The 12,015-nt window shown below is 54.9% G+C and carries 7 protein-coding genes and 1 pseudogene; 6 read left to right on the top strand and 2 right to left on the bottom strand.

Annotated elements, in window-relative coordinates; all coding sequences use genetic code 11:
* The first annotated feature begins 22 nt into the window (after nucleotides 1–22).
* Nucleotides 23–451: a VOC family protein gene (locus IGS16_RS07875; RefSeq protein ID WP_297084812.1), complete on the top strand. Its 429-nt coding sequence runs from the start codon at nucleotides 23–25 to the stop codon at nucleotides 449–451.
* A 1,021-nt stretch (nucleotides 452–1,472) separates the two neighbouring features.
* A complete protein-coding gene (locus tag IGS16_RS07870; RefSeq protein WP_297084811.1) occupies nucleotides 1,473–2,891 on the top strand; it encodes an ATP-binding protein in 1,419 nt (472 codons plus the stop codon).
* 99 nt (nucleotides 2,892–2,990) lie between these two features.
* Here IGS16_RS07870 and IGS16_RS07865 read toward each other — a convergent pair whose 3' ends face one another.
* Complete coding sequence (locus IGS16_RS07865) at nucleotides 2,991–3,965, bottom strand: carbonic anhydrase (RefSeq protein WP_297084810.1); 975 nt, start codon at nucleotides 3,963–3,965, stop codon at nucleotides 2,991–2,993.
* Nucleotides 3,966–4,372: 407 nt separating this feature from the next.
* Here IGS16_RS07865 and IGS16_RS07860 point away from each other — a divergent pair, with 407 nt between their 5' ends.
* The 4 genes from IGS16_RS07860 to IGS16_RS07845 all read left to right on the top strand — a co-directional run bounded on the left by IGS16_RS07860 (nucleotide 4,373) and on the right by IGS16_RS07845 (nucleotide 11,204).
* A complete protein-coding gene (locus IGS16_RS07860) occupies nucleotides 4,373–6,373 on the top strand; it encodes an ABC transporter ATP-binding protein/permease (protein WP_297084809.1) in 2,001 nt (666 codons plus the stop codon).
* A gap of 47 nt (nucleotides 6,374–6,420) precedes the next feature.
* Nucleotides 6,421–7,929 carry a folylpolyglutamate synthase/dihydrofolate synthase family protein gene (locus tag IGS16_RS07855; protein WP_297084808.1) on the top strand — a complete coding sequence of 503 codons (1,509 nt, stop codon included), beginning with the start codon at nucleotides 6,421–6,423 and terminating at the stop codon, nucleotides 7,927–7,929.
* Between the two features lie 140 nt (nucleotides 7,930–8,069).
* Nucleotides 8,070–10,184 (top strand): DUF4912 domain-containing protein, encoded by a 2,115-nt coding sequence (locus IGS16_RS07850; protein WP_297084807.1) that lies wholly within the window; start codon nucleotides 8,070–8,072, stop codon nucleotides 10,182–10,184.
* 447 nt (nucleotides 10,185–10,631) lie between these two features.
* Nucleotides 10,632–11,204, top strand: coding sequence for a peptidoglycan-binding protein (locus IGS16_RS07845; protein WP_297084805.1), 573 nt, complete (start codon nucleotides 10,632–10,634; stop codon nucleotides 11,202–11,204).
* A 164-nt stretch (nucleotides 11,205–11,368) separates the two neighbouring features.
* On the opposite strand, the pseudogene IGS16_RS07840 reads toward IGS16_RS07845, so the two are convergent.
* A pseudogene (locus IGS16_RS07840) lies at nucleotides 11,369–12,015 on the bottom strand (hypothetical protein); the annotation flags it as partial.

Here is a 12,015-nt window from a genome sequence, read left to right as displayed (position 1 = left end):
TCCAAAATTTCAAATCCCTAGTATGCCTCGTCCGTTTCACGTTGCGTTTCCTGTCCGAGATCTATCTGCAACCCGTGCTTTTTATGAGGCTGTTTTGGGTTGTGCGGTAGGCAGGACTGATTCGCGGTGGATTGACTTCAACTTGTTTGGGCATCAGGTGACGGCACACTTGGTGGATGATACCCCAGAGGCAAGGGCCACTAATGCCACTAATCTAGTCGATGGCAAAGCAGTGCCCACCCAGCACTGGGGCGTAATTTTGGAGATGAATGAGTGGGAGGCGCTGGCAGACAGGCTGCGATCGCACGGCGTGGAGTTCATCATTGAACCGTACATTCGCTTCAAAGGCGAAGTGGGCGAGCAGGCAACAATGTTTCTACTCGACCCCAGCGGCAATGCGCTAGAGTTCAAAGCATTTGCAGACGATGCGGCGATCTTTGCTACGTCGTAGCTTGGGAAATCCGTCATGACTGACTTAAACATGACTGACTTAAAGGCATGACTGACTTAAAGGAGAGAGGGAGGGCGATCGCCCTCGACAATTCATAGAGCTTCCATACCCTCGAATTTTCCCGCCGAATTGGCCAAGTGACGCTTCACAACGCGTCCTACATTCCACCCCAATCGTCTCCGCGCTTATAGAAAAAATTCAGCCGTACTGCCGGATAGCCGCGCAAATTTGAGAAAAACTTAGAGTTGGGCATGGCTAGAATATCCTCAACTGCTGCCTTGCTGCACCCCAACTATATCGGCAGACCATCCAGCAGCTTTACCCAGAAAAATTAGTCTGCCGTCGGAGCAAAATAACCTGCCATCGATACTGTTCAAATCAACGCACCTACTTCTTTGTGCGCGATTGGTTAAGCGATTTGCTTTCGCAAAGGATATTATTCTTGCGGCAGATTGCAGTTAAACATCAGCGCCTTCCTCTCTTTGGTTTCTTTGGCAATCTTCATCGGGCCTGTCATTGCTGCAATAAAGCTGCTTCGATAAAAACGCCTAGTCGAAGCAACAATCAATCAACATTAACCTTCTCTTAGCTTGCTCTTATCCTAATAATCGCCGTAGTTACATCATCATATTTAGAGGAACGAGGGTATTAAAAAAGACCAGGGTGTTGTAGAGGTTAGCTTTCAAGCTAGGAAAAGTCACTAGAAGTTCATTAGGGAGCCTCGATTGATTGCAGTATCGAGAAAATAAGCCACAGCACACAGCATTTTTTATGGGGTAAGGCACGCGCTGCTCTGTCAAGGCGAGGGTCGCTTGACTATCCACGCACCTCATCGGTTTCAAAGACGCTGTATCTAGCTTTTCTCAAACAGCAACCCTACTTTCGAGGCTCCCATCAGTTACTTCTACTACTCCTAATCTCCTAATTTAGTGTCTAACTTCCTAGTGTTTGATCCCCGTCTCAATTACTAGATTAAAAAATCATCCCAACAGTTCTGTCTTTGAGATTCTATATGTCAGCTATGTCAGCGGCAAAATCCAACTCTCCGACTTATACATCGACGACGCTTATCCAGCTTCATCTAGGCTCGACATTGCAAGAACTAACTTCACATTATCTCGCTGTTGACATAGAAATACCTGGTGGACAATTGTTTCAGTACTTTGAACAAGAGCCACTACTTCCAGGTGTTATTTTGACAGAACATGGAACACTTGCAGGTATTATTTCGCGTCGTCGATTTTTTGAACGAATGAGTCGTCCCTATAGTTTGGAGTTGTTTACTCGAAGACCTCTCCGAATTTTGTATGATTTCGTGCGTACAGAGCCACTAATTTTACCTGGGGATACGCCGATTCCAATTGCATCTAAATTAGTGCTGGAGCGACCCGCTGACGAGCTGTATGAGCCTGTTTTAGTTGAGACAGAGCCTAGTAGCTATCGGTTGCTTGCTGTCGATCACCTGCTTCTGGCGCAATCTGAAATGCACCAACTTGCGCTACAGGCATTGCAACATAGTCAGCAGGCGCTAGCAATAGAAAAAGAGCAACTGGAGCAGCGGGTACTGGAGAGGACTCAAGCTCTGGCTGAAGCGCTACAACATCTCAAACAAGTTCAAGTTCAACTAATTCAAACAGAAAAGATGTCGAGCCTAGGTCAAATGATTGCGGGCATCGCACACGAAATTAATAACCCCGTGAATTTTATTTCTGGAAATTTGAACCATGTCATGGACTATGCCAATGATTTGCTAGAGCTGATTTCGCTATACCAGCAAGAGTGTCCTCAGCCTACTTCTAGGGTACGCGAAAAGATTGAGGCTATCGATCTTGATTTTTTGCAAAGCGATCTGCCAAAGACGTTGACATCCATGCGAGTCGGAACACAGCGAATTCAGCAAATCATTCTTTCGTTGCGTAACTTTTCTCGGTTAGACGAAGCATCCACAAAGCCTGCTGATCTTCATGCTGGGATAGAGGACACGTTACTGATTCTCAATAATCGACTAAAGCTTGGCGTGGATGTCGTTAAACAATACGGTGACCTACCGCTAGTTGAGTGTTGTCCGGCACAGATTAATCAGGTTTTCATGAATTTATTGAGCAATAGTATTGATGCGCTTCTCGAAGTACCTGAGGATCGTCCAAAGCAAATAACTATCTGCACTCGGCAAGTGGATGAGAATCAAGTCTGCATCTCTATTGCTGATAATGGCCCCGGTATTCCTAAAAATATACAGAATAAGCTGTTTGATCCGTTTTTCACAACTAAGCCTGTTGGAAAAGGAACAGGTCTGGGGCTGTCAATCTGTTATGACATCGTGAAAAAACATCAGGGCAAAATCTGCGTTCAGAGCGATCGCCCACAGGGAGCAGAATTTCAGGTTTTCTTGCCGATTCGGCTGAGCTGTGCCGTGGATAAGGCCGCGGTGAGGAAGTAGAGATATCGGGGGGCGATCGCCAAAGTGTATGAATGCTAGGAAAACTGGGCAATCGCCCTCCTAGCACCTTTATGCCCCGGACTTCAGCCCATTACCCTCCTAGCGTGAGCTAGAGCCTCGATAAATGCGATCCTGCTGTTCTGGCGACAGGCGCGTGCGAGGAAACCAGTGCGCCCTGCGAGACGCGCCTGAGCTCGCAGATTCTGACGCAGTCGGTGGGGCAGACGTTACGCCCTTAGATGCGCTATTGCCGTTCGATACGCTATTGCCATTTGCCGCCGCAGCACCACCGCTGCTGCTAGACCCTTTACTTGTGCTGTTAACATACCAGGTGTTGCTGGTCGTTGCACTGCTGCTTTTGCTGTCGGGGGCGCTCACTGCCGAACTCATTGGCATATCGCAGGCGATCGGCGCATCTGTCAGCAAATCAGGATCTAGATCGTCCTCCGGAAGCTGGGCATGGGGCGGAATATAGGCGTGCTTTTCGGCATCATAGGCCCAGACCTCACCGCGATCCATGTCGTAAATCCAGGCGTAAATCTTGAGCGTGCCGTCGTATAGCTTGGAGTGAATCGACGGATAGGTTTTCAGGTTTTCGATCTGCGTCAGGACATTTTCTGCAATCGTGGCGTTCAGCAGTTCCTCACCCTCTAGGTGGGTATAGTTTTCCTTGATCAGCAGACGGGTTGCCTCAGCGTGTTTTAGCCAGTTATAAACCAGCGGCATTTTTTCTTCTAGCGTGTTCAGCTTGAGTAGCCCTTTCATCGCGCCGCAGTGGGAGTGCCCGCAAATCACAATGTTGCGAATGCCCAACGCCTCTACTGCATACTCGACCGACGCACCCTCACCGCCGTTGGTTGCGCCATAGGGCGGAATAATGTTGCCTGCATTGCGAATTACAAAGATTTCACCAGGCTGTGCATTGGTCAATAGTTCTGGCCCGACTCGCGAGTCTGAGCAGCAGACGATAAGCGCTCTCGGATGCTGCCCCTGTGCTAGTTCTTCATAGAGGTCAAGGTGAGTACAGTAGAAGCTCTTTTTGAACTCACGCAGACCCTTGATTAGTTTTTTCATGGCTCGATGCCTTGGGCAGTAGAAGTGCGGGACGAGGGGGAGAATGCGCTCTCTCTGAACCAATTTCAACTTACAGAGAATGAGCAGCCTCAGTGTGTCTTAGCAAGCAATCTTTATTATCGAACAGCGCGGCCCGTCTTTACGTTCACGGATGCTAATTAGAGCAATAAGCAAGGGAGAGGGTGGCAGCATGGACAAGCCCGCTCCAAAACCCTGGCTCCTGCCCTTGTTTCCCTGAAATCGGCTGCAATTCTTCCTGCCAGCGTCCCTCACACTACAATGAGATGCAGTCTGCTGAAACGCAGCAACGAGATACAGCCTGCTGAAATGCATTGCGACAATACATTGCAATGATGCAGTGCAATGTAGCCTATAAACGCCCTCTGATTTAACTCGCAATACAATCCATGACCGCTGACACCCCGAATCCATCCCTGAATCGTCTCAATCGTTTTGACTGGCGGCTGTGGAATCGCTTCGTGGCGATCGCCCAGCCCTATTGGTTTCCCACCGGGCGCGGCGGCTGGCAGTTCTTTGTGCTGCTTGGGCTACTGATCGTGTTTCTGTTTGCGCTATTGGCGACGGTGGTGGGCCTGATCACACTTGCGATCGAACGGGGCTTTCCCGAATTCATGGCAGAAACCGCAGGCGGCATGGTGTCCCTGGCAAACACGCTGTTCAGCCCGCCGATGGTGTTTGTGCTAACGGCGGGGCTGATTGTTCCCTGGATTGCGTTCTTTTTGGCGCGAGACAAGGTGCTGCCGCGCTGGCAGCAGTGGACATTTTTGGCAGCACTGCTGCTGCTGCTGCTGTGTGTCAGCGGCATGAACGTGGTGATCAGCTTTGTGGGCAATTTCTTCACCACGGCGCTGGCGGAAAAAGACGCGCCGACGTTCTGGCGATTTTTCATCGTGTACGCGGGGGTGTTTGCGATCGCCACTCCCTTTGTGGTGTTCTATCGCTATGTGCAAGACCTGCTGGGGCTGCGCTGGCGAGAATGGATGACCAACAGCTTTTTGGGACAATACTTCAGCAATCGCGCCTATTACGACCTCAACTCGGACGACCTGATCGACAACCCCGACCAGCGCATCTCGCAAGACATTAACTCCTTTACCAGCTACAGTCTCAACTTCCTGCTGATCTTCCTAGGGTCGATCATCGACGTGATTTCCTTCACGGGCATCTTGCTCTCCAAGTCTGTCGGTCTGACCGTATTTCTGATTTTTTACGCTCTAGTGGGAACGGTCGTCGTGGCGCTGCTGGGGCGACGGCTGATTTCGCTTAATTTCAACCAGCTCAAAAAAGAAGCCGATTTTCGCTATGGCTTGGTGCATGTGCGCGATAATGCCGAATCGATCGCCTTCTACCAGGGCGAAGCGCAGGAGGCGGGGCAACTCCAGCGACGGTTTGTAGAGGTGCTGCGGAACTACAATTTCCTGATTGGCTGGCAGCGAACGATGGGCTTTTTTCGCACGCCCTACCGATATCTCACCTTCATTCTGCCGTCTGCGATTCTGGCTCCGATGCTGTTTCAAGACCAGATTCGATTTGGCGACATCAGCCAGGCCAACTTCGCCTTTTCCCAAATCTTTGAAGCCTTTGCCCTGGTCGTTTTGCAAATCAACCAGCTCAGCGAATTTGCGGCTGGCGTAAACCGTTTGGAAACCTTTACCGAGTCCCTCCAAGACAAGGTAGACAAGCCCCTGGAAGCAGGCGAAACCGCCATTGATACTGTGGAAGATTCTCAAATCTCGTTGGAGCACGTGACGCTGGTGACCCCCAAAAATCAGCGCCTCCTGGTGCGCGATTTGTCCGTCAAACTGGAGCCGGGCCAAGGACTAGTGATCGTGGGCCACAGCGGCGCGGGCAAGAGTTCCATTTTGCGGGCGATCGCCGGATTGTGGAACCAAGGCACCGGTCGCATCGTCCGCCCCGACCTAGACGAGATGCTGTTTTTGCCCCAGCGGCCCTACATGGTGCTGGGCACGCTGCGCGACCAGTTGCTCTATCCCCATCCTGACGCACTCATTGACGAGGGGCAGTTGCGCTACGCCCTAGAACAGGTGAATCTGTCGGATTTGCCGGAGCGGGTCGGCGGCTTTGATGTAGAGCTAGACTGGGCCAACGTGCTGTCTTTGGGCGAACAGCAGCGCCTCGCCTTTGCCCGCTTGCTGCTGACCCGGCCGCGCTACGCCATTCTAGACGAGGCCACCAGCGCTCTGGATTTGGCAAACGAGCGCCGCCTCTACGACCAACTCCGCCAAAAAGACACGACCTACATCAGCGTTGGCCATCGCCCCAGCCTGCTGAAATATCACGACTACGTGCTGGAACTCACAGGCGACACCACCTGGCGGCTCACCCCCACGGCTGAATATCAGCCCGATGATTACGTGTTCGCCTGATCGACCCGCTCCTTAAATTCTCGAAACCCGACTCCTGTTTGCGATTGATGGCTTTCGACGCTGACCTTGCGCTTCCCGGTGCCCTACCCCTTGACCCAGTAGATGCGCTGCTAAGTCGCTTCACCCACTTTGGCGTAGAGTTGGGGCTGGAGCGAATTACGCGGCTGCTCGCTGCCCTGGGAAATCCCCAGCGTCAAGTGCCCGTGCTGCACGTTGCAGGCAGCAATGGGAAAGGATCGGTGTGTGCCTATTTGTCTGCCGTGCTGATGCAGGCGGGCTATCGAGTGGGACGCTATACGTCTCCGCATTTGGAACACTGGTGCGAACGGATCTGGCTCAACGGCGAGGATATCTCGGCGAACGCGCTGCACTCGCTTCTGGAAGAGGTTGTGGCCGCGATTGATCCCAACTACCCGTCGCCTACCCAGTTTGAAGTCGTCACTGCGGCGGCATGGCTGTACTTTGCGCGACAGCAGGTTGATGTAGCGGTGATGGAAGTGGGGCTGGGCGGGCGGCTGGATGCGACCAATGTGTGCGATCGCCCCTTGGTCAGCCTGATTACTTCCCTCAGCCGCGAACACTGGCAGCGCCTCGGCCCCACCCTAGCCGACATCACCGGCGAAAAAGCCGGAATCCTGAAAGCCCATTGTCCAGCGGCGATCGCCCCCCAGCCGCCAGAAGCCGCCGCCGTGCTGCAAGCCCGCCTGCAAGCGCTCCAGTGTCCTGCGATTTGGGTGCAGCCTGCGGTCGATCTGGGCAACGGCTGGGCCGAGTGGCAGTGGGATAGCGGATTAGGCAATGAGGTAGGCAACGAGATAGGTAACGAGGTAGAAAACGAGGTAGAAAACGCCCTACGCCCCAAAGCCGTCATCTCCTACCCGCTCCCGCTCCCCGGCGCACACCATCTCACCAACTCCGCCGTTGCCCTGGCCGCCTTGCAACTGCTGCGGCTCCAGGGGTGGGCCATTTCGGATGCAGACATCGTGGCAGGCATGGCCAGGGCGCAGTGGCGCGGACGGATGCAGTGGATGGACTGGCAAGGGCATCGGCTGCTGATCGACGGGGCGCACAATCCGGCTGGGGCGATCGCCCTCCGGCAGTATGTCGATCAGCAGATCGAGCAGCAAATCGAGCTGGGCGATATTGCGCCAGAACGCTGGCGCGATATTGCTCCGCAACGCTGGCGCGACCGCCTCTCGTCCCCCATCACCTGGGTCATCGGCATGATCGGCACGAAGGATCACGCGGACGTATTTCGGGCGCTGCTGCGGCCGGGCGATCGCCTCCATCTTGTGCCCGTTCCAGAGCATTCTCCCGTTGACCTAGAAAAGCTGGCTGCGCTGGCCACTGAGGCACAGCCGCAACTGGCGCGATCGCAGCAGCATTCAGACGTATGGTTGGCACTGGAGGCGGCCTTCAGTCCTCCTGAAGCGTCTGTCCCGATTGCTACACAATCGGCTAATGGTGCACCCTCCGTCGTGTTGTGTGGATCGCTGTATCTAATCGGGCATTTTCTGAAGCGCTGTCGGCTGACAAGCACCAAGAATCTTGCGTAATCTGGTTCATTTTGGGCGCAAGTGACATAGGATGTAAGCGCATAGAGAGCAGGCGATAGACAAACTCGTTTAGAGCGTCCGCTTGGTTTATCAAAACGCTAAACAAGACCGTTTCATCTGATTCATCTGAGATTTGCGCTATGAGTAGGATTCAACATCGGGGAACCTCCGCCGCGACGCTGGTGTTTCTGCTGTCGGCAGCGATCGCACCGCCCATCGCGGGGACTGCTGCCTGGAAAACAATGGGCATAGCGCCGGCCCTGGCTCAAAGCGGCACAACCGGATTTGCGCTGCCTGCCAGCGTTCCCAGCGGCACTCGCATTAATATCAACGGTTCCCCCAGCCTCAGCGCAATTAATCAGGTACTCAAACAGCAGTTTGAATCGCGCTATGCCGGGACGCAGGTCAATCTTTCTGCCGACGGGGCCGAAGATGCGTTGCAGGCGGTGGATGCTGGCCGGGTAGACTTAGCGGCGATCGCCCGTCCGCTGACGGATGCCGAAAAAGCGCGAGGGCTAGTGGCGGTGCCTGCGGGACGGCGCAAAATTGCCTTTATCGTCGGCAGCAATAACCCATTCAACGGCAGCCTCAGTGATGAAGCCGTCTCCCAAATTTACTGGGGCGATGTGACCGACTGGTCTGCCTTTGGCGGTGCGCCAGGAGCCATTCGCCCCATCGACCGACCCGAAGGCAATGACCTGCGGCGGGCGATCGCCACCTATGACAAATATCGCAGTCGTCCTTTTGGCAGTGGCGGCAACGTGGTGCGGCTGAATCAAGACACCACCGATGAACTGGTGCGGCAGTTGGGCAACGATGGCATTGGCTATGCGATCGCCGATGAAGTGCTGGGCCGCTCAGACGTTCGCGCTGTACCGATGGACGACGTGCTGCCGTCCGACCCCCGCTATCCCTTCTCGCTGCCGGTGTTTTATGTCTATAAAGGACCCCAGCCCAACGAGGCGGCCCAAGCGTTCCTAGGCTTTGCGACTGATGCCAATGTGCAGGCTGCGGTCAGCCCTGGTGCCAGCGGCGCACCTGTTGCCCCGCCCCCGGTCGCCGTCGCGCCGGCCTCGCCTGCCGCGCCGGATGCCTCGCCCGTCGCGCCGGATACCTCGCCCGTGCCCGATGCCTCGCCTGCGGAGCCTGCCGCAACGCCCGCGCCGGGCGAACCCGTGCCAGGGGAAACGCCTGCGGGAGCCGTTTCCCCTGCGCCAGAGTCTCCCGTTGAGACTGCCGATGAGCCTGCGGAAGGCGGCAGTTTCCCCTGGTTCCTGCTGCTGGCTGTGCCGGTGCTGGGTGGGCTGCTGTGGTGGCTATTCCGCAAGCCCGAAGACGAAGCCTTGCTTGATTTACCAGGCACCAGTCGGCTGGTGTTGACTCCCCGTTCTTGCCGCGATGTCTATGCCTATTGGGAATTGTCGGAGGCGGATCGAGCCTTGCTGACGGAGCAAGGCGGGCGCAATCTCCAGTTGCGACTGTATGACGTGACGGGAAAAGACGCAAGCCGCGCCGATGAGCGCAATATGCAGCAGTTTGACTGCGATGAAAATACGCAGGATTGCCACATCCCAGTTGCCGAAGCAGCCGGAGATTACGTCGCAGAAATTGGCTATCTTTCGGAGCGAGAAGAGTGGCTGCCGCTGGCACGTTCGGCGACGGTGCATGTGCCTGCCTGCGTGCCGGGTGAAACCGAGGGCGGTTGGGCAGAGTCTGGCACTGGGTCGGGTACTGGGTCGGGCACTGAGTCGGGTACTGAGTCGGGCATTGCGACAGGTGCAGTGCCTCCCGTTGGCGTGCCAGCCCCGACTGCGCCGCCAATTGGGGCGATCGCCCCCAGCCGCATCATCCTGGTGCCCCGCGATGAGAGCGATGCCTACGTGTATTGGGAAGTGTCGGAACAACGGAAAGCAGCGGCGCGGCAAAACGGCGGCGAGGTGATGGCGCTGCATCTCTACGACGTGACTGAGCGCGAAACGGGCGGTGTGTTGCGCCCTGTGCGCCAGTTCCAGTGCAACGAGGCCATACCCGATTGCCACATCCCAATTCCGCAGCCCCATCGGGATTATCTGGTGGAACTGGGTTACGTGACGCGCGATCGCCGCTGGATCAAGCTAGCCCAGTCTGAACCTGTCCGAGTTCCCCCAGCGTCGGACGTAGTCACGGCGGAACAGGTGCTTGCGGCGGAACCTGACCCGCTCAGCAACTTAAACCTGAGCGACCTGGATTTGGACGACCTGGATCTTGACCTGTAAGACAACAACGCTGGCTACAGCGTGGTATCCTTAAAACTTTGAAGAAGCTGCCCGGACGAGAACCCACGGCGATTGTAGTTTCACAGTATAATCGCCGATATGGGCGAAGTTTTATTGACCTTGCCCGGTGAAGTTTTCAACTCACAAGTCCTCTACCTTAGAAAGCATCGAAGACGCAATCTGAGTAGACGGATGCCCATAAGTCAAAGCTGGGAGTCCTGCGCGTGTTGCAACGCAAGGCGCGTGGGTTCTAGCGCGGCTCGAAGGTGTCCAACCGCTTAGATCTTGCAACTCGAAAAAGCATTCTAAGGCTACTTTCACGAGGTAATCCTCACAACCCAACCATGAAACAAAAGCCGTGTGCGGGGCGGGGCATTTTGTCCCAGAGCCAAGCCACGCGGCGACACGCACACAATCAAGTCCCACGCCAGGGGAAGGAGACTCGAAATGACCCTAGATCAACAGCGGGCGATCGCCAGCAAGCCACTTGCAACGGCAATCGTTTCTGCCAACCCAACCTGTTTGTACCCGTGGGATACGGGACACGCCGTTGCCGAAGTGCAGGAACTCCTCTGCGCTCATGGCTATCGGGTTAAGGTGGATGGGGATTTTGGCTGGCTGACGGAAGAAGCAGTTCGCGCCTTCCAGCGGCGGCAAAATCTGCGGGTAGACGGGATCGTTGATCCCACCACCCTCGCCACCCTCAAGGCCACCCTCCAGCCCGGCTGTCGCACCCTGCGCCCTGGCCATTCTGGAGCCGATGTCTACGTATTGCAGAAAGTCCTGAATCGATTGGGCAATGCCTTGACCGTGGATGGCGTGTTTGGCGAAAAAACGGCTGAGGCGGCGATCGCCTTTCAAGCCCAAAACAGCCTCACCCCCAACGGCACTGTCTGTCCCCGCACCTGGACGGCGCTCCACAAAGCGCTCAATCCTGACCCCCAAACGGCTCAACCTGAGCAACCCAGGGTGAAAATGCATCGTCTGCGCCGTCTGGTGCCCGCTCTTGGGCGAGTTTAGCCGGTCGTCGCCATTGTCGAGTTGAGAGGTTTAATTATTTTGGATAGCCATAGTTGAGTGGGGCGCTTAATCAAGTGCCCCATTCTTGTTTTAGAGTGACTTTTGTAGCGTGTTTTGTCAGGACTTGGAAGGTTACGATGAGAGAATAAGGAGGACAGGGGATCTTAATGTGGCATAATCACCTCCAGCACTTGCTCACAAGTGCGACCTTGAGCAAACAGTCCTTGCACCAGATGCAGGAGTTGGTGATAAACCTCACGGGTGAGACTGTAGAGCCGTTGTCCCACAGTTTGCTTTTCATTGGCAAACGCAAATCGTTCTGATTTTTTGCCCTGACAAGTCGCTTGCCCTAGTAACGACTGCGCGATGCAACTTAAGCGGAAATGGCGTTTGACCGCTTCCTGGTTGCGAACCTGAGCCGACTCGAAACCTGCGACTTGCTTGCAAAACTCATGAAAGATCTCGCAAGCCCAACGGTAACTCCAGGTTTGGATCACCCGTGCACTTTCCCAGTGCAAAGCATCGGTGAGGAGAAATCGGGGTGTATCACTCAAATCCTCCTGTTCATGCACAATCACTAATCGTTTGCGTCCATAGCGTTTGAGCCGAACCGTCTTGGTAAATGCCCAGCACTCCTTAAGCTCTCCGTTCCGGCAACGCACCTGTAAATGACGAAAGCCTTGTGGATGCTCAGTGCGTAGCTGAGTGGCGACACTATCGACTCGACTCCATTGCCCATTCCAGAGAATCAAGCGGGGGTAGTGCCTTTTAGTAAAGGACGGAGGAAAAGCCAGCCTCTTCCCGCTCTGCT

It is taken from the genome of Thermoleptolyngbya sp. C42_A2020_037 (genome assembly GCF_015272455.1).
Classification (GTDB): Bacteria; Cyanobacteriota; Cyanobacteriia; order Elainellales; family Elainellaceae; genus Thermoleptolyngbya.
Note: the sequence above shows the minus strand (reverse complement) of the source record. Positions and strands in the feature narration are given on the sequence as shown.